The following is a 24392-nucleotide window of genomic DNA, read 5'->3' on the forward strand; positions in this document are numbered from 1 at the left end:
AGTAGATTGCCTCGACCGGGCAAACGGGCACACAGGCATTGCAGTCAACGCACTCATCCGGGTGGATGTAGAGCATCCGGTCACCCTCGTAGATGCAGTCGACCGGGCATTCTTCGATGCAGGCCCGATCCTTCACGTCCACGCAGGGAAGAGCTATAACATACGTCACAGCGGCAAGACTCCCTTCACGCAGTGCAGGCCTAAAGCCTACTAGAACCGGGTGGTCAAATCAGATGTGGCTGTGACAGGTTGGAGTGGCCCCGGTGTGACGGGGTGGACTATAAGCCGATCATGCTTGTCGGCGCTTCGGCACATGACCTTATCCACCGGGGTTTGGGATTTGACTCGGAGCTGGCCAGCACCACGGAGATAGACATTGCCATCGCCGTTCCGGATCGTTCCGCCTACAAGTCGGTCATAACGAACCTTGAACCTGAGGGAGACACCCGGATCCGCTTTCGCATCGATAAGTGGTCCGTTGACCTCATACCCTTTGGAGGGATCGAGAACCCGCCGGGAACAGCCGTTCCCCACCCCGACGGACACACCGTGGACGTCTTCGCATTTCAGGAAGTCTTTGACGGAGCCGAACTGTACCGGTTGCCTGAGGGCATTGAAGTTCGGGTGCCGACGGCCGCCGGCTATGCTGCGTTGAAAATCAAGGCCTGGGTGGACAAGGGAGCCCTGGGATGGACGAAGCACACTCGGGACCTCAGCTACGTATGTATGTAGTACCAGAGCAGCCCTGGCCTCAACGACTCCCTCTACGACTACGAAAAGGACGCCGACCTTTTCGAGCTGGCCAACTTTGACCAGGATCTGGCCTCCCCATATCTGTTGGGCAGACACATCCGCGCCACCATCGGGGACGACCTTGCCGCCCAGCTGGGGACCCTCTGGAACCCCGACAGCCGGAAACTCATGGCATCATCTGAACGAAACGACAGGTTCCTCGCCTCGGCGAAGGCCCGGGACTATAGCACCAGACTTCAGTATTTCGACGCGATCCACGCTACACTCTCAGCTGTCCAAAGCCAGGGACACAACGATTGACCTGACAGTTCGGATTCCCTGATCTGCTCGGGTTCAGCCCCCTGTAACCATTACCAGCGAAAGTGGTCTTGCGCGGTTCGATGGTCGTAAAAGGCCGAAGTCCCTTTTGCTGAGAAAATCCAGGGTAAGACGCATTTGTGAGATGAGCCTGGGTTTTGGAACCGCCGCGAATGCTGGGCTTCGGCCGGGCCCCGCTTGGCCGGCCCTCCGGTCCTGATAAGGATCCTTTGACCGGACAAGCGGGAGGGTTCGGTGGCGGTTTTGAGGTGCCCATCATTTGTGGCGGTTTTTCGTCCGCGCGTCGTCTCATCAATGTGTCTCACCGCATATATTCTCAGCAAGGAAGAAAAGTACCTTTGATGAGCTTTGGAGAGCGTTAGGATGGGAAGCATCGGATATGCCAGGGTCAGCACCCTGGAACAGAACGCTGACCTGCAACGTGCTGCCCTCGGCGCAGCTGGTTGCGACCGGATTTTCACCGATCATGGGGTGAGTGGAACGGTGGCCAGCCGGCCTGAGCTGGACAAGCTCCTCGACCATTTGCGGGAGGGCGATGAGGTCGTGGTGTGGAAGCTGGACCGGTTGGGGCGCAACATCCGCAACCTGCTGGCTCCGATCGATGATCTGGAACAGCGGGGTGTGCATTTCCGCAGCATCACGGAGGGTATAAGTACCACCGGCCCCATGGGCAGGGCGATGCTGACGGTGATGTCTGCTTTCGCTCAGCTCGAGCGTGACCAGCTGGCAGAGCGAACCAGAGCTGGCATGGCTGTGGCTGCAGAACAGGGACGGAAGGCTCGGCGCCGGGAAGTCACTATCGACCATGCCACGGTGAAGCGTGCCCGGGATCTGAAAGTTCAAGGACTCGCGCCGGCGGACATTGGGAAGATTATTGGAACCAGCCGTGCCACCGTGTACCGGTATCTGAGTATGGGGATGAACGAGGTGTCCTGACCGTGAAAGAGGACAGGCGCCGAGTCCGGCATAGAGCGCCACAAGAACAGTGCCACTTATCGTTATGACTCACACGGATGGCCCCTGGCCTCAGCAGTCCTGTCCTTCCGTGATAGACAATGAGCAACCCATCCATGGAGGATCACTTGTGACTAATGAGAAGCAGCATTTACTATCCGATCCGGCGTCACCAGTATTTGGCATCATCTCGACAGTAATCATGGGGGCACTGCCCCTCATCGATGCGTCCAAGCTGAATGTGCAACAGCGCCGCGCTGTCCACGGTGCGACCGCTGTAATGAGTGGTCTGTATATCGGCGTTACGGTCGGCGGCAAGCGATTACCGTTGCGGGTACTGGCCGGGCTCGCTACGGCAGCGGCCACCCTTCGCTTCGCTGATGCTGGAGACGTGATGGATGCCCGTCTTGAGGAGAAACTTCGGCGGGCCGGTACACGGCACCCGCGCCGCTGGATGGCAGCAGGTGCCGCAGCGTTTACTTTCGCTGGATTCCTCGGTGACCGTGCTGCAGCCAGAAGAGGGCCGTTCATGGCGGTGCCAGGCGATGAACCTGAGCAAGCGAGGTCACTGGACCCGCGCGTCCGGGGCCTCATCGAAGGCATTTTGGATGCCAGCGACATAGCGGGAGCACGCGAGCTCCGTGAACAGCTCGGTGCCGCGCAGGAAGTCTACTGGGCTGATGAATTCATCTCGACCGTGTACTTCAAAGTCCCCGCCGACCTGCCGCGCGCAGTGCCCCATGACCAGGTATTTCCGGTGCGTGCCCAATTTGTTGGGCCGGAGGGCGCGCCGTATCAAGTCCTGTTGCAAATTTCTGCCGGCCAGTTAGATCAGCTCGCTGCAGAAACATCAGACCAGGAGACCGCCGAGTCCGTCGATAACTTCCTCAAGGAATGGCCTGATCCCTCCGAGGCCGTTTACGTCCTCGATAACGCTGACGGGACGAAAATCGTTTCGCAACCGGCTCCTCCGTCACAAAATGCCACCACTACTGGCAAGACAGGGTAGCAAGACACGCCGATGACGATGGCGGTGCCGGTGATGCCGGTGCGGGCTTTGCTGCGGAAGGTATTGCCTATGGCAGCTCGGGTGATGTCGAGGGGGTTCATGCTGCTTCTCCTGGGGCGTCGAGGGAGCGTACAGCGCGGCCGTCGCGGAGCGCACCACGCCCCGAACGACCGCGCCTCCGTCGGCCGGACCGTCGTCGGATGAGCAACTCGGCCACGACACTGTTGATCACGAAGCCCGCGGCGACGAGCCGTGCCTCGCCGAATGCGTCGACCTCACCGATGATGAGCGTCCACAGCGCGAAGACGAGCGCTTGGGTTCCGCCGGAGACGGCGATCGCGTAGGCGCGCGTCATCCATGCTCCGTGCCCGGCGAAGTCGCGACGCGTGATCGCGATCACTGCCAGCACAAGAAACATGATCATCGGTACGGCGAAGACGAGTCGAACCATCGCCAGTGCGAACTCACCAGGGGGGCCACCGAAGAAGACCGCGAGCCAGACGCTGGACAGTGCCGCGATGAATCCAGCGGGGATCAGTGCACGGCCGGCGGAACGGTGCCAACCGCGCCGAATTCGCAGTGCCGGAGAGAACTGGAATGCGCCGAGAAGGCAGAACACGCTCATCGCCACGATGTGCGCAACTATCGCCACCGATGAGGCCAGGAGCATTTCGCTTTCGGGGTCAGCGCGCGCCTCGGTCAGGCGAAGCACACCGCCGAGCACGGGGAGTGCACTGAGCAGCAAGAGGCCGGTTATTGCAAGCCATCCGCTCTTCGGTCGCTGCCGCTCGCCCTTCTGCTCAGCAATCGGGCGGGTGGCCGTTATCTTTTGGTCGATCGAAAAGCTCTTGTCGAGGGGGTTCATGCTGCTTCTCCTAGGGTGTCGAGGGAGCGCACAGCGCGTCCGTCGCGGATGGAGAGCTGGCGGTCGCATCGCGTCGCCAGTTCGGGGTCGTGGGTGACGATCACCAAGGTGATGGCGTGGTCGCGGTTGAGGGTGAAGAGGATGTTTTCGACGAGGGCCCCGGTGTTGGTGTCGAGGTTGGCGGTGGGTTCGTCGGCGAAGATGACCTTCGGGTTGTTCACCAGGGCGCGGGCGATGACGACTCGTTGTTTTTGTCCGCCGGAGAGGGTGACTGCCTTGTTTTTGGCTTTGTCTGCCATTTCCAGTTGGTCGAGTACTGCTATGCCGCGGGTTCTGCGTTCCCGGGCATCAACGCCCGCGATCTTCAGGGGCAGCACCACGTTGTCGAGCACGGTGGCGTTGGGGGTGAGGAAGAACTGTTGGAACACGAACCCGAAGTCCTGGTTGCGTAGCCGGTTCAGCTGCCGCACCGACAACTCATTCGAGTTGGTGTCGCCGACCATCAGGGTGCCGTCATCCGGTTGGTCCAACAACGCAAGCAGGTGCATCAGGGTCGACTTGCCCGAGCCGCTCTTCCCCACAATCGCGATCGACTCCCCGGCATACACCGACAGCGACACACCAGCCAACGCATCGAACCGGGCGGTGCCCTTGCCGTAGGACTTACGGATGTCGTGGGCCGCGAGCATGGGAGGGCTCAGAGTTGGGGCGGTGGTGTTCACTGGTGCTGCTCCTTGGTGTTGTTCTGGTTGGTGACGGTGATGGTGATCTTTCCCCTGACGTGCTCCTCAACGAAGTAGCGGATTGCCTCAGGGGTCTCTGCAAGCGGGTAGCTGCGGTCGACTGGCGGCGTGATGGTGCCGGCCTCGATGAGCTCTCGAAGCACCTTGAGGTCGGCGCCGCTCGCGACTGCGGTGAGGGGGCGAAGGTTCTGGGTCACGAACATGCCCAGCAGCATCGCTGCAAGCATGCGTCGGATCGGACCGAGCACGCGTCCCCCGTTGCCCGACGCCAGCACCAGTGTTCCGCGACGAGTGAGGGCCCGCCTGCACTCGGCCAGCGATCGGTTGCCGACGAGGTCGAAGATCACGTCGTAGCGAGCCTCACCCGTCGTGAAGTTCTCACTCGTGTAGTCGATGACGTGCTCTGCGCCCAACGACCGTACGAACTCGAGATTCGCGGTGCTGCAGACGCCCGTCACTTCGGCTCCATAGGCCTTGGCCAGTTGCACGGCGAAGCAGCCGACTCCACCGGACGCCCCGTTGATGAGCACTGTGTCGCCCGGCTTGATCTTGGCGACATCCCGCACCCCCTGCAGTGCGGTTGTTGCGGCGATCGGCACGGCAGCCGCTTCGGCGAAGCTGATTCGCGAGGGTGTGTGAGCGAGGCGCTTCGCCTGGGCGACGGTGTAGTCGGCGAAGCTGCCGGCATCCACCTCTGCATAAACTTCGTCGCCCACGCTGAAGCGGCGCACGTTGTCGCCCACAGCCTCGATCACACCGGCCACATCCCTGCCCCGCGTCGAGACTTTGGGTCGCAGGAGGCCGAACGCCAACCTTCCAACCAACGGTTCACCCTGCATAAGCAGCCAATCGGCTGCGTTGATGGATGCCCCCTGAACCCGGATGAGCACTTCGTCCTTCGCCGGTACGGGCCGGGCAACAGTCTCGTATTCGAAAGTGTCGAGTCCGCCGTAGCGGTGTTGGGTTATCGCCTTCATCGTTCTCAGCGCGGGCTGAGTGTGTGAGCTCATGATTTTTCTCCCTGTATGGGTTTTCCCGCTACTGCGGTGTGGATTCACAATACTGTGTGAAGCACATTATCGCAGTGGACTAGACTTTCCAAGCGCAGATACTTTAGTGTGTTTCATACAGTAATGCGCGACCAGGCACACTCAACGAGACCGAAAGAAAAACCAATGGCTAACCGAACGAACACCCCGAAGCTGCTCGACAACCCGCGGATCCCCGTGCAGGCCAAGCTTGCGGCAGCCTGGACCAGCCTCATGTACCTCGTGCTCTACATCGACTACTTCCACCTCTACCAGCCCGGCGAGATCGACATCATCCGTGGTGGCAACATTTTCGTTTTCGAAATTAGCGGGAATTTGATGACCATCTTCTTCGTGCTCATATCGACGCCAGCCCTGATGGTGCTGCTCTCCTTGACGTTGCCCGCCCGTGTGAACCGCGCCACGAACCTCGTCGCTGCATTGCTTTGGATCCCCTTCTGCGTCTTTAACGCGGCAGGGGCGACGCCGGACTATGCGCTCTACTACGGCGTCACCATCGGAGTTGAGGTGTTGATCCTGGCCTTCATCCTGCGCTCCGCCTGGACCTGGCCTCGAACCGTCGCCGCCGCGGCCGCTCCCGCAAAGACCGAACTTCGGCAGTCGGTATAAGAAGGCCTCGGAACATCCGCGGCGGCGCCAAGTCCGCCGCCGCGGAGACCCATCTCGATGGATTCGTCAACCACCTCACCGACAGCACTTTCGTGATCACCCTCACGAAACACGACATTGCGAAAGATGACACTGCACTATGCGAAAGAACGGCTGGACTGCCACATCAGTCCTCATCACCAGCCTCATGGCCGCCACCGTATTCACGATGCCGGCAGCGGCATCGGCGACGACTGCGACTGCGACTGCGACAAGCGATTCCCTCGCCTTCGCCATTGACGCCCAACTCGACGCAAACGCGCCGCTGCCAGCTGCATACGCGATCGTTGACGGAAACGACATCACATTCGGTGGATGGGAGGGGGCCGGGCCAGACACACTATTCGTGGTGGGTTCTGTCAGCAAGTCCTTCACTGCACTCGCGGTCATGGTGGCAGTCGATCGTGGCGAGATCTCACTCGATGCGCCGGTCACTGACTACTTCCCTGACTTTCGGCTCGCCGGGGCCGTTGGCGGGGAGCCCATACTCATCCAGCACCTGCTGAATCACACGTCAGGAATCTCCACAACGGGATGCAATCTCGATGCGGCCATTCCGGGCGAGAGCCTGGAAGATCGAGTCGATCAACTTCAGTCTGTTACGCCGGAGAGCGAACCCGGTGAGCAGTTCACCTACTGCAACGTCGGTTTCGCCATCCTCGCCCGCGTGCTCGAGGAGAGCAGCGGTCGCCCGTTCGCTGACGTGCTGCAATCGTCCGTACTGACGCCATTGGGCATGACCCACACCTACACCGACATGGCCACGGCTCGCGAGAACGGCCTCGTCGAGGGCCGTACGACTGTTATGGGATTCCCTGTCACTCGTCCAGAGAATGGCGTCGAAGCGGCGCTAGCCGACGGATACGTCATGTCGACGGCGCGTGATCTAGCAACGTACGCGATTTTTCAGATGGGTGACGGGAGGACGAGTGATGGTACCCAGCTGATATCGTCCGGTCTTCTCGAGGAAATGCATCGCGGCACCGTCGTGGTGCCCGGCTTCGAGGGTACCGAGCAGGCGAACTACGCCATGGGCTGGTTCACTGCAGACGTCAACGGTACGACGATCGTCAACCACGGTGGCACCACCCCCCGCTACCACGCGAATATCGCCATGGTGCCGAGCGAGCAACTGGCCGTGATCGACCTTGTCGCCGGCCAGTGGCTATCTGGCGCCGGATCGACGAGCGCAGGAGCAGTGAGTTTGCTCATGGGTCAGGATGCAAGCGTCAGTCCGCTGTACGGCATCGGGACTGCGGCGCTATGGATTGGCACGCTGCTACTCATACTGACGATCGTGGTGTCGTGGCGCCGATCGAGGGCACGCACGCTCAACAATCGTCGACCGAAAGTTCTCTCCGGTCCGCTCTTGGTGGTAGCTGGTGTTGTTCTCTTCGTCGGTCTATCGTTGCCCGGCATTCAGGAGACCGGCTCGTTGCTGTCGGCCATCCTGTTCGGCTGGGAAAACACACCGGACCTGATCGTGTTAGTGCTCGCCTGGCCGCTCGCGCTCGTTATTTTCGGAGCGCGCTCCATCGTCGAGCGAGTGCGCTCACGCGGGTGAGCGCCGGCGGGTACTGCTATCGCGTGAACCAACGATGCCCGGTGGCGAGGCGGCAACGAACCCGCCTCGCCACCGGGGTCTTGGTGTCGCCAAGCCCGAATCGAGAACCCACTCATGGGGCCGTATGCCGACCGGCGGACGAACTGCATGACCCGAATCAAGGAAACCAATCATGTCGACAACCACGCAGGAAACGCCCAGAAGAATGAGCGTTGGGCACATGCTCATGCTCGTCATAGGGGTGTTGCTCGGCGCGGCTGCGCCCGCGGCGCTCGCCTTCTCGCTGCCGCCGCTGCTCGTGGTCGGGCTCGTGGTCGCCGGTATCGCGCTCATCATCCCCGGTGCCGTTGGTCTCGGCAGGAGCATCCAGATCGCCGAAGTCGTCGCGTCCGCTCCCTACCCCGCGCGACTCGAGGGCTCACTCGATCCGAACCTCAGCCGCTGGATGTGGCTCGTGAAGTGGTTCTTGGCGGGCCCCCACTACGTGGTGCTGTTCGTGATGTGGGTGGCGTTCGTGATCGTGACCATCGCGGCAGGGTTCGTGATCCTGTTCACCGGACGCTATCCGGCATCCCTGTTCTCATTCACCACCGGTGTGCTGCGCTGGAACTGGCGCGTCGCCTTCTATGCCAACGGCGTGCTCGGCAGCGACGAGTACCCGCCCTTCACCCTAGCCCGCACGCCCTACCCGGCCACATTCGAGGTGGCCTTCCCGTCGACGCTGTCGCGCTGGAAGGTGCTGTTCAAGTCGTGGCTCTTCGCGCTCCCGCACTGCGTCATCATCGCGGCCGCCACCGGCGGTACCTGGGGCATGTGGACCGGCGGCGCCGCCAACGGCGTTTCGCTGTTCGGCATGCTGTTGCTCGTCGCTGCGACCATCCTGCTGTTTACGGGTGTGTACCGCCTCGGGCTGTTCGACCTCATCATGGGGGCGCACCGGTGGATGTACCGGGTCTCTGCCTACGCGGCGCTCATGCGAGACGAGTACCCGCCCTTCCGCCTCGACCAGGGTGCGAACGAGAAGTAGGCCTACCGAACCACGATCCCGTGATCCTGTTGTCGCGCGTGCTGCGCAGTGCGATTAACCGGCGGGTCACCATGGTTGGCGCCCCCGTCGGGCCTCAGGACTCGGCGGGGTTCGCCGAGCGTGCTGCTGGTGAGGGCGTCATCTCTCAACAACCCTTCGTTCGCAGAATCGACAGAGTCGAGCCGGAGCGAGCATCTCGCCCGCCGCGCCGCGGTCGTCGTTTAGCGCGTGCGCCTCTTCTTGCTCGCCCGTACCCACCCGCCGACGGCGTCGCTGGCAGTGATCAGCAGGACGAAAACGATCACGACCACCGCGATGACGTCCGCCCCTTCGGGCCATCCCACAGCACGGAAGTAATCGTCGCTGAGGAGGCGGCCACTGGCCGCGAGCCAGACGGCTGGCACAGCGAAGAGCGCGACGAAAACGGTGTTCGCGATCGCGTTCGCCGTCGACCAGCCGGTGTAATACGCAAGGAGATGGAAGGGGATGCTGGCGATCGCGATCAGGAGAGCGATATAGAAGACGCCGGACTCCCACAAGCCAGAATCGACGGGACCAACTCGGGCACCGCCCGGGCCCTCGACCGCGCCCACGGTCTGGATGAGGACAAGGGAGATCACGATGACCGCGAGGAAGATCACGCCGCCGATCAACACACTGAAGCGGTCGCGTTTGTCGCGCACTTCGGGCAGGGACGACGGATCCCAGGTGGCTGTGCGCTTCGTACGAACTGCCGACACTCGCTCGATGACGGCGAAGACGAGCGTGGTGAAGAAGGCGATAGACATCGCAGTCTCCAGTGCGCTATACAAAGCGCCGCCGAACGCCACGCCAGCAGTGGAGCCGTCAGCGAAGGTCACCAGACCAAAGATGACGAACCATAGCGGAACGAGAGTCGACAGCAGCAGCATGAGGACCCGGACGTAGTCGAGATAGAACTCAGGGCCGATCAGGTGCAGGGATCTCTCGGAGTAGCTCGCGGCAAGGCGAGCGGGCGCGCCCAGCTCCGTCAGCACCTGGCGCTCTGCGGAGTCAGCGTCGACCCCGGCCTCACGCCGGTCGTCGATGGCGTCGGCGATGAGCGCGCGCAGCTCCGCCTCGATGTCCTGGCGCTGTCGTCCCGGCAGGCTGCGGAGGGTTGCCGCGACATAGCGGTCAGTCGGGGAAGACGTCGCAGTCATGAGTCATCCTTCAGAGAGAGAAACGCTGAGTCGAGGTCGTACCAGTCCCGTTTCAGGGTGTCGGCAAGAGCGGCACCCTCCTTGCTCGTTACGTAGAACTTGCGCGGGCGGGAATCTTCTGTGTTCCACTCGCTGGTCAGAAGACCCTGTTTCTCGAGCCGGCGCAGAAGTGGGTACAGGGTGTTGGCGTCGACGTCGAACCCGGATTTTTCCAGCGCATCGAGCAGCGCATAGCCATAGTTCGGCCGACTCAGCAGCAATAGGCAGGCAAGAACGATCGTTCCCCGCCGCAGTTCCTGGCGATGGGTGGCGAGCGCTTCTTCATTCAACACAGGTACACGATACTGTGCATCACACACTATAGCAAGCCGATCACTTCCTGAACCTACGACACATACCACCACAGTGACTTGCGTCGCACACTTCTGTCATTCGCGGCGGAATTGGCGGCCGAAGGCAACCCCGAATCCATCACGCTGCGTGGCCTTGCTCGAAAAGCAGGCGTGACGCACTCTGCGCCGGTGCATCACTTCGGCACCCGCGAGAAGCTGGTCACTGTATTAGCCACCGAAGGGTTCACCGCCCTCAACGGGGTTCTCGAGGCTCATCGTGACGACATACAGCTCATGGGCAACGCCTACGTCGCGTGGGCTCTGAAACATCCCGGGCATTACGCCGTGATGTGGCAGCCGCGGCTTCTCGACGAGTCATCACAGGGGCTCAGCACTGGTAGTCGAGAGGCTCTCTGCAGCGAATTCCTGACGAGCCGCGAGCTCGCCGGCGTCGAGGTACTCGCCGCCGACCGACGTGTGCGTCACAGATCTACTCGCAGCGGTGTCCTACTTGCAGAGACTATCTTTGACCCCGTGATTTACGGGCCAGAACCGAACGAGGACAACACGATGGCAACGACAGTGCTGGGAGCCGGATACGCCGGAATCATGGCAGCAAACCGGCTCGCTGGTCAGGGGGAGAAGACGACATTGGTCTCTCCTAATCCTTGGTTCGTCGAACGCATTCGCCTACACACGGTGGCCAGCGGGCGTAGGAATCATGCACGCATCCCGCTCTCGACTCTTGTGCACCCAGAGGCCGATATCGTGACCGACACTGCCGTTCTCATCGGTGACGACACAGTTCAGCTTGCGTCGGGCAGCGCCCTCTCGTTCGATACATTGGTCTACGCCGTCGGATCGGGCGCACCTTCTCGACCGGCCGTGCACTCAGTCGCGTCTGAGGCTGCGACCGCGCGATTGAAATACGCGTTGAGTGAGAGGCCAGAAGCCTGGGTCACGGTGATCGGCGCAGGGCTCACCGGCGTCGAGGTCGCTGGGGCGATGCTCGATGCGGGTCGCCGCGTGCGAATTATCAGCGCCTCAACGCCGAACAGGAAAGCAGCGCGTGCCCATCTGGACGAACTTCGCCGACGAGGTGCGATCGTGGAGACCGGCCGTCGCGTCGACCTCGACGGTGAACTTGACGCCGACACCATCTCCATCGACGCGACGGGATTCTTTGTACCGGGCCTCGCTTGTGACTCTGGTCTCCCCACGGATGACCTCGGGAATCTCATCGTGGACGAACAACTGACCGTGCCTGGCCACCCTCACGTACTGGGGGCAGGGGACGCGGTGCGTGTCAACTCGCCCTCCGCCGACCACCTGCGACCCGCATGCGCCACCGCGCTCCCGATGGGCGCGCACGCGGCTGAGGTGATCCTTGCGCGTCAGCGCTCGGAGCCCGAGCGACCGTTCGCTATGGGATACGCGCTGCAGTGCGTCGACCTAGGTCGTGGTCGTGGCCGAGTGCAAGTCGTGAAGCCCAACGACTCCGAGCGTGCAATCGCGATCACAGGGTTCGCTGGAGCGCAGCTCAAAGAGGCAATGTGCCGCATGACAGTACGCTGGATGATACAAGAACGCGATCGCTCTGGTCGTTTCAGTTGGCCCTCGCCGCCGACCAGCACGCCGCCAGCGACCGCCACGAGCATAGGGACTGCATGAGAGAAACGGCCCACGGTTCCGTCTTCACCGCCAACAGGCCCGTCATGATGGCGGCGGCGTTCCACATCACGGGATCGCGCGACGACGCCGAAGACGTTGTGCAAAGCGCATGGGAGACTTGGTCACGTATCGACGTCGCGACGGTGCACAACCCGCCCGCTTTCCTTTCAGTCATGGCTGGGCGACTCGCGCTTAACGCCGTTCGCACTCAGCGACGTCGGCGCGAAACCTACCTCGGCCCGTGGCTGCCTGACCCCATCGTTGATGACGGCTCTCCGGAATGGGCGGTCCTCCATCGTGACGGCCTCGGGCAGGCGCTCGACTTCGTTCTCTCGACATTGACACCCGAGCAGGCGACAGCGTACGTCTTGCGCAAGGTGCTCGAGGTGGACTACGAGAGCATTGCCGAGGTCGTTGAGGTGAGCCCCGCCGCCGCGCGTCAGCTAGTGTCGCGCGCGCAACGTGCTGTCACGGCATCACTGGGAACACTGCACGGTGACCAGCGTTCCCGCGACGGCGCTGCGTTGTCGGCTCTTGCCGACGCCGTCATCTCAGGTGACGTCATGTTAATTGCTGCACTGCTCTCTCCGGAGGCAACCCTTTACTCCGATGGTGGCGGCGCCGTCAATGCCGCGCTCCGCCCGGTACACGGAGCAGAGAAAATCGCGCGATTCCTCGTTGGGATCGCTGCGCAGCCCGGCGTCGTGCTGGTTCCGTCGGTCATCAACGGTAGCGCCGGGCTTGTGATTGAAGAGGGGGCGAACGTCACCACCACTGTCTCGCTTCGCGCCGGGCTAGATGGAATCGTGGCGATGTACTTCGTGCGCAATCCCGACAAGCTCCGTCGCGTGCAGCCCTGAGGTCATCCAGCTTCAGGTGCTTTTGGCCGGCGCCGGGCTTGAGCTTCCCCCGATGCCATTCGGCCGGTCCGCTCGGCTACTGTGATCGTCAATGGGACGAGGAGCCGATACGGCCATCGTAGTAGTCGAGCTGGGATGCGACTATGGCGCTCCTCAAGAGCGACGCGTGCCCGGAGGTGTTCTTTTGGGCCGAGGGTGCTCGATGGTTCGGTGAAGTGGATTTCGAGCGCACAGAAGTGCTTGACACTCTTGTAACCGTATTGCGAAGGGCTCACGAGCCGGAGAGGTGCCCCGTGGCGGATCTCGAGTGGCTCCCCGTGCATTGCACTGGCCACCAGCACGTCTGGGTCCAGCAGGTCGTCCAGTGTGTACACAGCGCGGAATTCATCTGCACCGATGGCGACAACGTACGCAGCACGGTCCGGGCAGCGCGGAGCGATGAGCTGTTTCCAGACGGCCGTCATCGGCAGTCCCGTCCAGCGGACTTGGCGATGAGTCCACGTGGTCACACAATGAAAGTCTGAGGTCTGCTCGCGGGGACCGATTCTCGCAAGATCGTTGGCGGTAAGTGTGAACGGCGTGATTCCCTCGCCACGAACCTCGATCCGTGCCGGGCCTACTGACAATGGTGGCCGGAGCAACGGGTTATCACTGAATCTGGGAAAAATGTCGAGACGCCTCTGGCCGGGTGGGAGCCCTGGCGCACGGCGTGGCCACGTTGAGCGCAGCGAGGCTACCCAGTTCATCGGCGTCCACCAATCGCTGCGCATAGGCCGAGAACTATGCACAGCGGCGAATAAAGGCGACGGTCCCAGTGGCGGTACTCTGGGCTAGCTTTGCCCCCGGGCAGAGATGACCAAACAAGGCCGCTGACGCCGCGTGCCAGTAGGGTGCCTGCCACGGCTTTCACGCCGCGCCGCACGAGCCGCGAGTGCGAAGGCGCCGGTCTACTTGCCAATATGGCGATCGAACTCGCACCCATGAGGGAGATAGCGACGATGGCTGTCAGCGGTCGGGTGGGGAACGGTCGTCGGCCGACCACCAGATCGGCGAGCTCGTCGTAGTCTTTGGCCGGCCAGCTGGACCCTGACGCCCAGAGAATGTGGAGAGCCGCAGCGGCTGTCAAACCGGCTGCTGCAATCGCGCCGGCCACCAGACGAATTTCCGTACCTTGCCGTATGTTCATTCCCATACGATAGCGTATGGGAATGAACTCAAGCAATCGCCTCACCGCCGACGATTGGGCCAAGGCGGCACTAGATGTCATCGCTGCCGCTGGAGTGGACCAAGTCACTGTCGAAGGGCTGGGTCGCGACTTAGGTGTGACCAAGGGGAGCTTCTACTGGCACTTCGCAAACCGCCAGGCGTTGATCACCGCCGCCCTCGACCTGTGGGAGCGGCGGGCGACTATCGAGGTCATCGAGCAACTCATGAAGATCGTCGACCCGGTGGCTCGACTTCGGGTCCTGTTCGAAATCAGCCTGGGGGACGCCGTGGATGGTCCTCTTGATGCTGCGCTGGTCGCGTCGGTAAACGACCCTGTCGTCGGGGTAACGGTGCGAAGCGTGACCCGTCGTCGTATTGAGTTTCTGGAGCAACTCTTCACCGATATGGCTTTATCGGCGTCCGAGGCAGGGATTCGGGCGCGTATCGCCTACTCCGCCTACGTCGGCCACTTCCTGGTTAGCCGAGCACTTGACGACGCAGTTGATCTCGATGGATTCTTGAACGGCTACATTGACCAGCTCGTCGCTTCGCTCGCTGCTGACAGTCCGACGAGCGGCGGGCGACGGATCAGCTGTTGGGTTCGCCCATGACCGCGCTGGGCAGAAAGATCGCCGTTAGGGCGCTCTGCCTTTCAGCTAGGTGAGAACAAGCCCCGCACTGTGTATGTGCAGCGGTCTTGCGAGGGGGAGCCGAACTCAAGAAGTGACCTCGACAAACGTCAATCGGTCGCTCCCCCGGCATCCCGAGCTAGCCGTCCAGCTGACCGTGGTCTAAGACCACGGCGCCACGCTTGCGATGGCTGTCGACGCGGCGGTGATCTCGTCGAGCGGGTAGGTGCCGTCGAAGACCTGCCGCAGTTGTCCGGCGTCGAACAGGCTTACGAGGTGTGCGAGATCGGCCCCCCGGTATAGCCCCGGAGTGGTGACCACGCTCAACCCGTACTTTCGGCTCGCGCGCGATGCGGTGACGAGCGAACCTAGGTCGCCCGCGACGAGCAGCACGGCTCCGCCGAATGCGACTATCGGATGTGCCGATAAGGACCTCCGTCAGAGGACTTCCCGATCATCAAGGCAATTGACTTGAAAGTGTGCGCGTTCATCACGGCAGGTTCCCGAATGCCACGCGAAACACCACAATGAAAAAGAATGCTTCGAGGCCGTGCAGGATGACGGCCATCCACAGTGATTGAAAGCGCTTCGTCGCCCAGACGAACTCGAGCGAGCCGAGGACGTCAGAAATGGCCAGCGGTGGCGCCAGGCGCCGCCCGGTCCGTCGTTCGCATCCAGGACGACGAAGTCATTTTCGGGTTCCAGGCCCTGGCGCCGCAGATGGTAGGCGGCCGGGAGACCTGCCTGGCCGGCCCCGATCACCACTGTCTTTAGCATCATGCCCCTTCGTTGGGCGTTGGACACCCAATACCGATGGAACTGGCTGACGGACCCACTTATTCCAGTCCGGATCCACCCTTGGCGAGGAGGCTGACCGGCAGCGCACTTGACCACAGCTGCCATCTGCACCATGACGTAGGCTGGTTCTATCATGGCAAACATTGATTTTTCCGCAGAAATCCGCGCGCTCCGCACCAAATACGCCAACATCGAACAGGTTGCCGATGTGGAGGCGATCCGCACTGACATAGCGGAGCTAAGCGAGCAGGCAGGCGAGCCCAACCTCTGGGACGATCCTGCTGCAGCGCAGAAAATCACCTCAAAGCTTTCGCACCGTCAGTCGGCGCTCGAACGCCTCGAAACCCTTCACTCACGGATCGAGGACCTCGAAGTCCTGGTGGAACTCGCTCAGGACGAGGATGACGAGGCCTCCCGCGAGGAGTCGGTCAAGGAGCTCTCCTCACTGAGCGCCTCGCTGGACCGGCTTGAGGTGGTCACTCTGCTGGCAGGGGAGTACGACCAGCGTGAAGCAGTAGTGAGTATCCGCTCCGGTGCGGGCGGCGTTGATGCTGCCGACTTCGCGGAAATGCTGCTCCGGATGTACCTGCGGTGGGCTGAACGCCACGGCTACCCCACCCAGGTATTGGACACTTCCTACGCCGAGGAGGCTGGCCTGAAGTCAGCCACCTTTGAGGTCAAGGCCCCGTATGCTTTCGGCACCCTCTCGGTGGAAGCCGGAACGCACAGGTTGGTCCGGATCAGCCCGTTCGATAATCAGGGCCGCCGCCAGACCTCCTTCGCCGCCGTTGAGGTCATTCCTCTCATTGAGCAGACCGATTCTGTGGAGATCCCCGACAATGAGATCCGGGTTGATGTTTTCAGGTCCTCAGGCCCAGGAGGCCAGTCAGTGAACACCACAGACTCCGCCGTTCGCCTGACCCACATTCCCACGGGCATCGTCGTCTCCATGCAGAACGAGAAGTCTCAGCTACAGAACCGGGCTGCAGCACTGAGGGTGCTCCAGTCCCGACTTCTGCTACAGATGCAGGAGGCTGAGAACGCCGAGAAGAAGGCAATGGCCGGTGATGTTAAAGCGTCATGGGGCGACCAGATGCGGTCCTACGTTCTGAACCCGTACCAGATGGTTAAGGACCTTCGCACCGAGCACGAGGTGGGTAACACCTCGGCAGTGTTCGACGGCGAGATCGACGACTTCATCGATGCCGGCATCAAATGGCGTGCCAATAACCGCGCCGCACCCGCAGAATAGGGCACGCTGTTCAGTAGCGGGCCGCCAGGTGCTCTGCGACACACCGTGGTGGCCGGCCGGCAACGCGCGGCGTCGTCGCTATAGTCTAGTGGCCGGTACCTTCTTCCCTCCAGCAAATGCCCGTGCACTGGCAGCACCATATGGGCGCAAAGTAGTCATGATTAGATTCGACGCTGTCACCAAGGTCTACAGCAACAATTCCCGACCAGCACTCGACGCGGTTAGCCTCGAAGTGGATCGCGCAGAGTTCGTCTTCCTGGTCGGGGCCTCAGGTTCCGGTAAGTCCACATTCATCCGCCTCGTCCTCAAAGAGGATCGGGTGTCCCGTGGCGCCGTCTATGTCGCTGGCCAGAACGTCGCCAACATCCCGAGCTGGCGTGTGCCCAAGCTGCGCCGCGGAATTGGCGTGGTGTTCCAGGACTTCCGGTTGCTGCCCAACAAGACGGTTTTCGCCAATGTGGCCTTCGCCATGCAGGTGATCGGTAAGAGCCGGGCGGTGATCCGGGAGACAGTTCCTGACGTGCTGCAGACGGTGGGCCTGGAGGGCAAGAACAACAGGATGCCCCATGAGCTGTCCGGCGGCGAGCAGCAGCGCGTGGCGATCGCGCGCGCCATTGTGAACAAGCCGGGAATCCTGCTGGCCGATGAGCCAACCGGAAACCTCGACCCCACCACGTCAATGGGAATTATGAAGGTTCTGGACCGAATCAATTCCAACGGCACCACTGTGGTGATGGCTACCCACGACGACGACATCGTGAATACCATGCGCAAGCGAGTCGTTGAGCTCCGCAACGGGTCGGTAGTGCGCGACGATGCCCAAGGCATCTACATCGGCGAGACCGAGGTGTTAGCGCAATGAGGTTCGCGTTTGTGCTCGGCGAGCTGGGTTCCGGTCTCCGCCGGAACTTGGCCATGGTGATCTCGATTGTGCTGGTTACCTTTATCTCCCTGACTTTCGTCGGAGCAGCGGGGCTGCTTCAGCTCCAGATCAACCAGATGAAGGGCTACTGGTACGACCGCGTCCAAGTGGCCGTCTTCCTGTGCGTGGACAACTCCACCTCGCCGAGCTGCGCCACGGGGCCCGTCACTGACGACCAGCGAGACGAGATCCAGACCATCCTCGAATCGGAATCCTTCAGCGAGTATGTCTCGACAGTCGAATACGAATCCCAGGATGAAGCGCTGGGCCACTTTCAGGACCAATTCGCCAATTCGCCGATTGTCGATTCAGTTACCGCTGACCAGCTCCCGGAATCATTCAGGGTCAATTTGGTGGATCCGGAGAAATATGAGGTTATCAACGAGGCGTTCTCCTCAACCCCCGGCGTCGATGTCGTCAGTGACCAGCGCGAATTACTCGAGCGCCTGTTTACCTATATGAATGTCGCGTCGGCGATTGCGTTGACAATAGCGGGAGTCATGTTGCTCTGCGCGGTGTTGCTGGTGGCAACCACCATTAGACTTTCGGCGTTTAGTCGGCGCCGGGAGACAGGGATTATGCGGTTGGTCGGTGCCAGCAAAGCGGTTATCCAACTTCCGTTTGTTCTGGAGGGGGTCATCGCGGCGGTCGTCGGAGGCCTGTTGGCCACCGGCACCCTCTGGGCAGTGGCCCACTTCGCCCTCAACGGGGTGCTCGCGGAGATGTATCCAGAAACGGCATTTATCTCATCGACCGAAGTGCTCCTCCTGGCCCCCTTGCTTATTGGGCTGGGTGGAGTTCTTGCGGGGGTCTCCTCGCTTCTAACCCTCAGACGTTACTTGAGGGTTTAGAGTAATGACCAGGAACGAGAGAGAGCCTATGCCTGCCGTGAATTCTTGGTCGTGTAAACCGGCCAAACAATCAGTCATGACCAAAGCCGTCGCTGGTACCTCGATTGCGGTGATCGTCGCATTAGCCCTGGGCCTCAGTTCGCCGGTTTTTGCTGACGAGCTGGACAACCGTCAGAGCGCTCTTGAGGAGGAAATCCAGGACGTACAGGAGTCCATCGAGTATCTCGACGCTGACATTTCCGAGACCATCGCCCAGCTTCGTGTCTTCCAGGGACAGTTGCCAGGCGCGCAGCAAGCGCTGGCAGATGCTCAGGGTCGGGTTGAGACGGCGACCGGTCAGGTCACTGCATTGACCCAGCGGGTGGAGCTCGCTCAGGAGACCAAGAACAAGATCAATGAGCAGATGGACCTTGATCGGGCGGCCATGGGGGAAACGCGGGAGATGATCGGGCAGATCGCTACCCAGGCGTATAAGAACGGGGGAGTACCCTCCAACCTGTCATTGTTGTTTGGTTCCGAGGGGTCGGGGAGCCTCACCAACTCAATCGACATGGTGGATCAGGCGCTGCGCAGCCAGAACGCTGCCATGGACCAGCTGTCCCAGGCGAATGCTACCAACATCAACTCGGAAGCGCGTCTGGCTGCCGTCGAGGCAGAAATTGTTGATTTGAAGACCCAGGCGGAGCAGGCCCTCGCAGCCGAGCAGGTAGCGCGCGACGAGGCAGCCTCAGAGAAAAGCAACGTCGACACTCTCGTCGCTGATACCTCGGAACTCTCCGACCAGCTTCAGGAGCAGAAGCCGGTCATCGAGGCCCAGCTCGCTGAAGTGGAATCCGCTCACGAGCAGGTCACCGCGGATATCGCAGCGCGCCAGGCGCGGCTCATCGAGGAGGCCCGCAAGAGGGAAGAAGCGCGGCTCAAGGCCGAGGCAGAGGAGCGCGCCCGCATCGAGAATGAACGCCGGGCCCAAGCTGCCGCCGCGGCCGCCGCTGCGGCTAACGCTGCGGCCGCCGCAGCGGCCGCGGCAGCACAGCAACCTGCTCCGGAGCCGGTTGCTCCGGAACCGATTGCCCCCGTCCCCGTGGCACCGGTGGGCCCGATCCAATCTGGCAGCCCATCAGCCTTCGGGTTGAGGGCGCCGGTCAGTGGCCCCATCTCGTCGGGCTTCGGATGGCGTGCTACGCCGGTAGGCACAATCGATTTCAACGGCTCAGGGGGCTACTCGCACACCGGCCTCGACTACGGAGTAGGCTGTGGCACCCCCCTGTATGCGCCAGCTGCCGGGGCGGTCTGGTTTGCCGATTCGAACGCTCTGTCGGGCGCCGGCAACCGCATCGTGATTAACCACGGAGTGGTCCAGGGGAATGCCCTGGCAACTAACTTCTACCACCTCTCCAGTTTCGACGTCTCGCCGGGTCAAAAGGTAAGTGCCGGTCAGCTGATCGGGCGTACCGGGACCACCGGTAACTCAACCGGCTGCCACCTGCACTTTGAAACCGTGCTGAACGGCAGCCTGGTCGACCCGCTGGGCCTGCTGTAGAGATCGACGCCGTAGACTGGGTCGGAGAGTCGAGCGGACTCAGCCGCGAGCCGTGGAGCTTTAACCCAAGAAAGAAGGAGTTGCACCGTGCCCAAGGAAAGTGGCCGAAAGGTAGTGGCCACCAATCGAAAGGCCCGGCATGATTACGAAGTGTTGGACACCTACGAGGCCGGAATAGCCCTGATGGGCACCGAGGTCAAGTCCCTCCGGGCTGGGCGAGCGTCACTGGTGGACGGGTTCGGCATCTTTTACAACGATGAGCTGTGGCTTGAGGGAATTCACATCCCCGAGTACACCCAGGGCAGCTGGACTAACCATGCCGCCCGTCGCCGTCGCAAACTCCTGCTGCACCGCGACGAACTCACCCGCATCTCGCAGCGGATCCGGGAAAGTGGATTCACTCTGGTACCGCTGCAGCTGTACTTCCTGAACGGCCGGGCAAAGGTGGAGATCGCCGTTGCCCGCGGTAAACGTGACTACGACAAGCGCCAGACCCTGCGGGAGAAACAGGACAACCGCGAAGCGCTCCGCGACATGCGCGAGAAGAACCGGGGCACCTGAGGCATGAGCGACGTTTTCTGGGACGCTCAGGAACCCCGCGAGGATCCTGACGAGTCGGAACTGCGGTACCGGCGCCCGTGGTGGGTGACTGTTGTCGCGTTGGTCGATTTGCTCTTGCTGCTGGCGATAGTCCCAGTGGGCATTTTTGCGTTGATACCCTTTTTCTTCCTGATCTACCTGTACCTGGCCCAGCTGATCATCTGGGTGGCGCCGTTGCTGGTGCTGATGAACGTGGTGGTGTTCTGGTGGAGTTTCAGGCGTAAGCAGGCAGCAACCACAGCCCTCGCTGCGTTGGGGCTGGCCTTCGTGGCTGTGTCGTTCGTTGTGGTGACGCTGTGGCAGTCGCCGATTGTCATGTTCGGGATTACGCTCTAGGGGAATACGCCGCAGAGATAGGTGCGTTACACTGGTAGACCCGGAGCAATTCGGGGGCAGTATTTGATAACTACACACGGGGATGACAGGTTTCGACGATGTTCGTCGCGACAGGGGAAGCGGGCCGAGGATTTACAAGGTTATCTCGTAAACGCTCCTTGTAAAAATATAAGTGCCGAACAAAAACGCACTGACTTTGCTCTCGCTGCCTAAGCAGTAAGACCAAGTCCGTCAGCCCGGGAATGCTCTCGTCCCGGATACTGGCGTCATTTAGAGGGCCACTGCTCCTGAAACTCGTTACAGGTTTCGGGGGGACTCTTATGTAACTGAGCTTGGCAGCAGTCTGTTTGCAGAACTGCTGAAGCTGAGAAAAACCGACGCAAACTGCGCCCGGAGAAGCCCTGACTACACTGCATCGGACGCGGGTTCAATTCCCGCCATCTCCACGAAAGACTTGACGGCCAAACGTCCTAACCCTTTGGGGGAGGGACGTTTGGCCGTTAACGTGGCAGGGGGTCTCGGTCGCCTACAGCCGGACGTAGACTGACCTGTATGAACTGGACGGATGATCCTCCACCGTGGCTACCTCCCCTGCCGCCGCCCAACCGAGGCCGCGCGCTGGTCAATACTGGGTTGATTCTGGTGATCGGATCCTTCATCTTCATTTTTTACATGAGTTTCGTTGGTGGAACTCACACCTTGGTTACCCTGATTCCGCTCGCACTCGGACTAATTTTCCTCATTGTCGGAATGGTCCGCCGGAATGAGGGGCGCTAGCCGGATGAGCGCCGACCAGACAGCCCCCGATGAGACAGCACCCGATCCAGTCCAGGGCGGTCCCGCCTGGTGGACGAGCGCTATTGTTTATCAGATCTATCCGCGTAGCTTTGCCGATTCCGACGGCGACGGCGTCGGGGACCTTGGCGGAATCATTGGCAAACTCGACTATCTGGCAGAGCTCGGAGTGGATGTGCTTTGGTTGTCACCGGTCTACCAGTCCCCGCACTATGACAATGGGTACGATATCAGCGACTACCGACAGATCGACCCTGTCTTCGGTACCCTCGAGCAGTTCAGCGATCTCCTGGCGGGTGCGCACCATCGGGGGATGAAGCTGGTGATGGATCTGGTGGTGAACCACACCTCCCATGAACACGAGTGGTTCAAGGAAGCCTCTTCCTCAGTGACCAGTCCCAAGCGCGACTGGTATTGGTGGCGGGAACCACGCGAGGGGTTCGATGCTGGCGCGCCCGGTGCCGAACCAACCAATTGGGGAGCAGCCTTCAGCGGGCCGGCCTGGACCCTCGACCCTCACACCGGCCAGTACTATCTGCACCTGTTTGCCGCTCAGCAACCGGACCTGAACTGGGAAAACCCTGAGGTCCGCTCTGCCATCTACGACATGATGAACTGGTGGCTCGACCTCGGTGTCGATGGCTTCCGGATGGACGTCATCAACTACATCTCCAAGGACCCCACCTTGCCGGACGGCGTTGTCCCGCCCGGGGGACTCTGGGGCGACGGCGGGCCGCACTTCATCTCCGGCCCACGGATTCACGACTACCTGCAGGAAATGCACCGTGAGGTGTTCACCGGGCGGTCCGCTGACCTGATCACCGTCGGCGAGATGCCCGGCGCAACAGTCAAGGAGGCACTGCTTTTCACCGACCCGGTGCGCCGGGAACTGGATATGATCTTCCAGTTCGAGCATGTGGAACTGGACTACGGGCCCGGCGGCAAATGGGATTACCGCGGACTGAACCTGGCGGACCTGAAAACGTCCTGGACCAGGTGGCAGCATGGCCTCGCGACGACGGGCTGGAACAGTCTGTACCTCAATAACCATGACCAGCCGCGGCTGGTGTCCCGGTTCGGGGATGATGCTGGGCTGCGGTACGAGTCGGCCACCCTCTGGGCAACCCTCCTCCACCTGCACCGAGGAACACCTTACATTTATCAGGGCGAGGAACTCGGCATGACCAACGTGCCGTTCGCCTCCATCGAGGACTTCAGCGACCTGGAATCTGTCAACTATTTCGCCGAGGCAACGACTGTCCTCGGAATGGATCCTGAGGAAGTGTTGGCCTCGATCAGGATCATGAGCCGGGATAACGCCAGAACGCCCGTTCAATGGTCTGGCGAGGCGCATGCTGGATTCACTACCGGAGAGCCCTGGCTCAGTGTCAACCCGAACTACCTGAGCATTAACGCTGAAGCTGATCGTGTAGCGGAAAAATCCATCTATTCTCACTACCAGCGGTTGATCCGGCTGCGGCATGAGTCTGCAGCGGTACGGCTCGGAGAGTTCACACTTCTTGAGGCGGACCACCCCACCCTTTACGCCTTCACCCGGTCTCACGACGGTGAGACCCTAACTGTGGTGGGCAACGTATCGGGCGAGAAACTGGCACTACCAAACGGTCTGGGCCACGGGGAGTGCTTACTGGGCAACTACCGCGATGCAGGTGCCGGCAAAAGTGACCCGGGGTGGCTGCGGCCCTGGGAGGCACGGGTGCTCAGTACCTCTCCGGCCGTACATGAGTTTGTTTAGGTTCTGAAATGGCGGACTATCGAGATCCAGGTCCGATCGAGTTTGATGCAGTCATTCAGCGCTCGACGGTGGTCGGTGCGGCGTCGTTTGTCCAGTTTCCCCACAGTGTGCCCGAAATCTTTGGCGCAAGCGGGAGGGTCCCGGTCAGGGCAGCGTTCGACGGCGTTGGCTACCGTGGCTCCTTGGTCACCGATGGGGACGCCCACCTACTTCTGGTCCGCTCGGATATCCAGGCCGAAATTGGCAAGGCCACTGGTGACACAGTACGGGTATCGCTCACCCTGGACACCAGCGAGCGTGTGGTGGAGCTCGCTGATGATGTGGGTGCAGCGCTGGTAGCGGGTGTCGCGGTTGACGCCTTCCGGGCCCTTGCGTATTCGCGCCAGCGTGAATACGCACTGTGGATTGCCTCAGCAAAACGTCAGGCAACTCGGGGAGCGCGGATCGCCCGGATGTTGCGGCGATTGGCTGATGGCAGTGCAAACCAAAAGCCGGGTTAGCGTTCGGCGGTCAGCGTCTCGCTGTAGAGATCCAGCAATCCGGCCATGCCGCTGCTCTCCATCGCCCGACGTTGGCGTTCAGCCCCGGTCCCGCGCCGCCAGACTGTCTCCAGACCGGCGGTAACCCAGCTGGTATCGCCCTCCGCCTCGACTGCGGCGGCCGTATAGGCCAGTAGCCGGCGCATCTGCTCACGGGCTGGAACCAGATTGCCCGTCTCCAGGTCAACCAGATC

Annotated in this window: 26 protein-coding genes, 1 other RNA gene and 2 pseudogenes; 19 read left to right on the plus strand and 10 right to left on the minus strand. The window is 61.5% G+C overall.

The window, feature by feature from the left end:
• Positions 1-169, minus strand: a 169-nt coding sequence (locus tag Y703_RS0111240) for an indolepyruvate ferredoxin oxidoreductase subunit alpha (protein WP_026552779.1), incomplete at its 3' end; no start/stop codon positions are given.
• Between the two features lie 104 nt (positions 170-273).
• On the opposite strand from Y703_RS0111240, the gene Y703_RS0111245 reads away from it, so the two are divergent.
• From Y703_RS0111245 to Y703_RS0111260, 3 genes are all read left to right on the plus strand, one after another.
• Positions 274-732 (plus strand): hypothetical protein, encoded by a 459-nt coding sequence (locus Y703_RS0111245; protein WP_026552780.1) that lies wholly within the window; start codon positions 274-276, stop codon positions 730-732.
• 702 nt (positions 733-1434) lie between these two features.
• Positions 1435-2007: a recombinase family protein gene (locus Y703_RS0111255; RefSeq protein ID WP_026552782.1), complete on the plus strand. Its 573-nt coding sequence runs from the start codon at positions 1435-1437 to the stop codon at positions 2005-2007.
• Positions 2008-2155: 148 nt separating this feature from the next.
• Positions 2156-3034: a hypothetical protein gene (locus Y703_RS0111260; RefSeq protein WP_026552783.1), complete on the plus strand. Its 879-nt coding sequence runs from the start codon at positions 2156-2158 to the stop codon at positions 3032-3034.
• Positions 3035-3131: 97 nt separating this feature from the next.
• Here Y703_RS0111260 and Y703_RS19470 read toward each other — a convergent pair whose 3' ends face one another.
• From Y703_RS19470 to Y703_RS0111275, 3 genes are read right to left on the minus strand one after another with little or no spacing between them, the layout of a single operon-like run.
• Complete coding sequence (locus tag Y703_RS19470) at positions 3132-3899, minus strand: DUF2306 domain-containing protein (protein ID WP_081743505.1); 768 nt, start codon at positions 3897-3899, stop codon at positions 3132-3134.
• The gene (locus tag Y703_RS0111270) at positions 3896-4621 is read right to left on the minus strand and encodes an ATP-binding cassette domain-containing protein (RefSeq protein WP_026552784.1); all 726 of its coding nucleotides are present in this window, start codon (positions 4619-4621) and stop codon (positions 3896-3898) included. Before Y703_RS0111270 ends, Y703_RS19470 begins: the two co-directional genes overlap by 4 nt.
• Entirely contained in the window at positions 4618-5652 is a 1035-nt protein-coding gene (locus Y703_RS0111275) for an NAD(P)-dependent alcohol dehydrogenase (protein ID WP_253908022.1), read from the minus strand. The genes Y703_RS0111270 and Y703_RS0111275 overlap by 4 nt, the downstream gene beginning before the upstream one ends.
• 165 nt (positions 5653-5817) lie before the next feature.
• Between Y703_RS0111275 and Y703_RS19475 the strand changes: the two genes are divergently transcribed.
• The 3 genes from Y703_RS19475 to Y703_RS19480 all read left to right on the plus strand — a co-directional run bounded on the left by Y703_RS19475 (position 5818) and on the right by Y703_RS19480 (position 8930).
• Positions 5818-6300 carry a DUF6326 family protein gene (locus Y703_RS19475; RefSeq protein WP_035764751.1) on the plus strand — a complete coding sequence of 161 codons (483 nt, stop codon included), beginning with the start codon at positions 5818-5820 and terminating at the stop codon, positions 6298-6300.
• A 139-nt stretch (positions 6301-6439) separates the two neighbouring features.
• A complete protein-coding gene (locus Y703_RS0111285; protein WP_026552786.1) occupies positions 6440-7903 on the plus strand; it encodes a serine hydrolase domain-containing protein in 1464 nt (487 codons plus the stop codon).
• A gap of 172 nt (positions 7904-8075) precedes the next feature.
• Positions 8076-8930 (plus strand): DUF4389 domain-containing protein, encoded by an 855-nt coding sequence (locus tag Y703_RS19480; protein WP_081743506.1) that lies wholly within the window; start codon positions 8076-8078, stop codon positions 8928-8930.
• Between the two features lie 221 nt (positions 8931-9151).
• On the opposite strand, the gene Y703_RS20930 is transcribed toward Y703_RS19480, so the two are convergent.
• Both Y703_RS20930 and Y703_RS0111300 read right to left on the minus strand, forming a co-directional pair.
• Entirely contained in the window at positions 9152-10111 is a 960-nt protein-coding gene (locus Y703_RS20930; protein WP_051427526.1) for a permease prefix domain 1-containing protein, read from the minus strand.
• Positions 10108-10443 (minus strand): PadR family transcriptional regulator, encoded by a 336-nt coding sequence (locus tag Y703_RS0111300; protein WP_026552787.1) that lies wholly within the window; start codon positions 10441-10443, stop codon positions 10108-10110. The genes Y703_RS20930 and Y703_RS0111300 overlap by 4 nt, the downstream gene beginning before the upstream one ends.
• Positions 10444-10521: 78 nt before the next feature.
• Here Y703_RS0111300 and Y703_RS19490 point away from each other — a divergent pair, with 78 nt between their 5' ends.
• Positions 10522-12114, plus strand: a complete 1593-nt coding sequence (locus tag Y703_RS19490; RefSeq protein ID WP_081743507.1) for an FAD-dependent oxidoreductase — start codon at positions 10522-10524, stop codon at positions 12112-12114.
• Positions 12111-12974 carry a sigma factor-like helix-turn-helix DNA-binding protein gene (locus Y703_RS19495; protein WP_155849507.1) on the plus strand — a complete coding sequence of 288 codons (864 nt, stop codon included), beginning with the start codon at positions 12111-12113 and terminating at the stop codon, positions 12972-12974. The genes Y703_RS19490 and Y703_RS19495 overlap by 4 nt, the downstream gene beginning before the upstream one ends.
• A gap of 742 nt (positions 12975-13716) precedes the next feature.
• Here Y703_RS19495 and Y703_RS21615 read toward each other — a convergent pair.
• Positions 13717-14160, minus strand: coding sequence for a DUF3995 domain-containing protein (locus Y703_RS21615; RefSeq protein ID WP_162148890.1), 444 nt, complete (start codon positions 14158-14160; stop codon positions 13717-13719).
• 22 nt (positions 14161-14182) lie between these two features.
• Between Y703_RS21615 and Y703_RS19500 the strand changes: the two genes are divergently transcribed.
• The gene (locus Y703_RS19500) at positions 14183-14791 is read left to right on the plus strand and encodes a TetR/AcrR family transcriptional regulator (RefSeq protein ID WP_162148891.1); all 609 of its coding nucleotides are present in this window, start codon (positions 14183-14185) and stop codon (positions 14789-14791) included.
• Positions 14792-14971: 180 nt separating this feature from the next.
• Here the strand turns inward: Y703_RS19500 and Y703_RS0111325 are convergent, their stop codons facing one another.
• Together Y703_RS0111325 and Y703_RS22405 are read right to left on the minus strand one after the other, a co-directional pair.
• A complete protein-coding gene (locus Y703_RS0111325; RefSeq protein WP_026552789.1) occupies positions 14972-15202 on the minus strand; it encodes a zinc-binding dehydrogenase in 231 nt (76 codons plus the stop codon).
• A gap of 228 nt (positions 15203-15430) precedes the next feature.
• Positions 15431-15586 (minus strand): annotated as a pseudogene (locus Y703_RS22405) (NAD(P)-binding protein); the annotation flags it as partial.
• A 154-nt stretch (positions 15587-15740) separates the two neighbouring features.
• On the opposite strand from Y703_RS22405, the gene prfB reads away from it, so the two are divergent.
• From prfB to Y703_RS22410, 10 genes are all read left to right on the plus strand, one after another.
• On the plus strand, positions 15741-16859 hold the full coding sequence (gene prfB / locus Y703_RS0111335) for a peptide chain release factor 2 (RefSeq protein WP_026552790.1): 1119 nt from the start codon (positions 15741-15743) through the stop codon (positions 16857-16859).
• 157 nt (positions 16860-17016) lie between these two features.
• Positions 17017-17721: a cell division ATP-binding protein FtsE gene (gene ftsE, locus Y703_RS19505; protein WP_035764752.1), complete on the plus strand. Its 705-nt coding sequence runs from the start codon at positions 17017-17019 to the stop codon at positions 17719-17721.
• The gene (gene ftsX, locus Y703_RS0111345) at positions 17718-18632 is read left to right on the plus strand and encodes a permease-like cell division protein FtsX (RefSeq protein ID WP_026552791.1); all 915 of its coding nucleotides are present in this window, start codon (positions 17718-17720) and stop codon (positions 18630-18632) included. The genes ftsE and ftsX overlap by 4 nt, the downstream gene beginning before the upstream one ends.
• A 76-nt stretch (positions 18633-18708) precedes the next feature.
• Positions 18709-20172: a M23 family metallopeptidase gene (locus tag Y703_RS0111350; protein WP_253908023.1), complete on the plus strand. Its 1464-nt coding sequence runs from the start codon at positions 18709-18711 to the stop codon at positions 20170-20172.
• A gap of 87 nt (positions 20173-20259) precedes the next feature.
• Positions 20260-20733 (plus strand): SsrA-binding protein SmpB, encoded by a 474-nt coding sequence (gene smpB / locus Y703_RS0111355; protein WP_026552793.1) that lies wholly within the window; start codon positions 20260-20262, stop codon positions 20731-20733.
• Between the two features lie 3 nt (positions 20734-20736).
• On the plus strand, positions 20737-21108 hold the full coding sequence (locus tag Y703_RS0111360) for a hypothetical protein (RefSeq protein WP_026552794.1): 372 nt from the start codon (positions 20737-20739) through the stop codon (positions 21106-21108).
• A gap of 78 nt (positions 21109-21186) precedes the next feature.
• Positions 21187-21557: a transfer-messenger RNA gene (gene ssrA, locus Y703_RS21625) on the plus strand.
• Between the two features lie 103 nt (positions 21558-21660).
• A complete protein-coding gene (locus Y703_RS0111365; protein WP_026552795.1) occupies positions 21661-21885 on the plus strand; it encodes a hypothetical protein in 225 nt (74 codons plus the stop codon).
• A 4-nt stretch (positions 21886-21889) separates the two neighbouring features.
• The gene (locus Y703_RS0111370; RefSeq protein WP_026552796.1) at positions 21890-23659 is read left to right on the plus strand and encodes an alpha-glucosidase; all 1770 of its coding nucleotides are present in this window, start codon (positions 21890-21892) and stop codon (positions 23657-23659) included.
• 8 nt (positions 23660-23667) lie between these two features.
• Positions 23668-24159, plus strand: a complete 492-nt coding sequence (locus Y703_RS22410) for a YdeI/OmpD-associated family protein (RefSeq protein ID WP_035764756.1) — start codon at positions 23668-23670, stop codon at positions 24157-24159.
• Here the strand turns inward: Y703_RS22410 and Y703_RS19515 are convergent.
• Positions 24156-24392: pseudogene (locus tag Y703_RS19515) on the minus strand (hypothetical protein); the annotation flags it as partial. The gene Y703_RS22410 and the pseudogene Y703_RS19515 overlap by 4 nt on opposite strands.

Source organism: Arthrobacter sp. H20, assembly GCF_000520515.1.
GTDB lineage: Bacteria > Actinomycetota > Actinomycetes > Actinomycetales > Micrococcaceae > Arthrobacter_D.

Coding starts and splice junctions, on each gene's coding strand:
- Y703_RS0111370 (WP_026552796.1), top strand. CDS start 21,890: ATGAGCGCCGACCAGACAGCCCCCGATGAGACAGCACCCGATCCAGTC.
- Y703_RS19480 (WP_081743506.1), top strand. CDS start 8,076: ATGTCGACAACCACGCAGGAAACGCCCAGAAGAATGAGCGTTGGGCAC.
- Y703_RS0111365 (WP_026552795.1), top strand. CDS start 21,661: ATGAACTGGACGGATGATCCTCCACCGTGGCTACCTCCCCTGCCGCCG.
- Y703_RS22410 (WP_035764756.1), top strand. CDS start 23,668: ATGGCGGACTATCGAGATCCAGGTCCGATCGAGTTTGATGCAGTCATT.
- Y703_RS21615 (WP_162148890.1), bottom strand. CDS start 14,160: ATGAACATACGGCAAGGTACGGAAATTCGTCTGGTGGCCGGCGCGATT.
- prfB (WP_026552790.1), top strand. CDS start 15,741: ATGGCAAACATTGATTTTTCCGCAGAAATCCGCGCGCTCCGCACCAAA.
- Y703_RS19495 (WP_155849507.1), top strand. CDS start 12,111: ATGAGAGAAACGGCCCACGGTTCCGTCTTCACCGCCAACAGGCCCGTC.
- ftsE (WP_035764752.1), top strand. CDS start 17,017: ATGATTAGATTCGACGCTGTCACCAAGGTCTACAGCAACAATTCCCGA.
- Y703_RS0111285 (WP_026552786.1), top strand. CDS start 6,440: ATGCGAAAGAACGGCTGGACTGCCACATCAGTCCTCATCACCAGCCTC.
- Y703_RS0111350 (WP_253908023.1), top strand. CDS start 18,709: ATGACCAAAGCCGTCGCTGGTACCTCGATTGCGGTGATCGTCGCATTA.
- Y703_RS19475 (WP_035764751.1), top strand. CDS start 5,818: ATGGCTAACCGAACGAACACCCCGAAGCTGCTCGACAACCCGCGGATC.
- ftsX (WP_026552791.1), top strand. CDS start 17,718: ATGAGGTTCGCGTTTGTGCTCGGCGAGCTGGGTTCCGGTCTCCGCCGG.
- Y703_RS19470 (WP_081743505.1), bottom strand. CDS start 3,899: ATGAACCCCCTCGACAAGAGCTTTTCGATCGACCAAAAGATAACGGCC.
- Y703_RS0111360 (WP_026552794.1), top strand. CDS start 20,737: ATGAGCGACGTTTTCTGGGACGCTCAGGAACCCCGCGAGGATCCTGAC.
- Y703_RS19500 (WP_162148891.1), top strand. CDS start 14,183: ATGAACTCAAGCAATCGCCTCACCGCCGACGATTGGGCCAAGGCGGCA.
- Y703_RS0111255 (WP_026552782.1), top strand. CDS start 1,435: ATGGGAAGCATCGGATATGCCAGGGTCAGCACCCTGGAACAGAACGCT.
- Y703_RS20930 (WP_051427526.1), bottom strand. CDS start 10,111: ATGACTGCGACGTCTTCCCCGACTGACCGCTATGTCGCGGCAACCCTC.
- Y703_RS0111275 (WP_253908022.1), bottom strand. CDS start 5,652: ATGAGCTCACACACTCAGCCCGCGCTGAGAACGATGAAGGCGATAACC.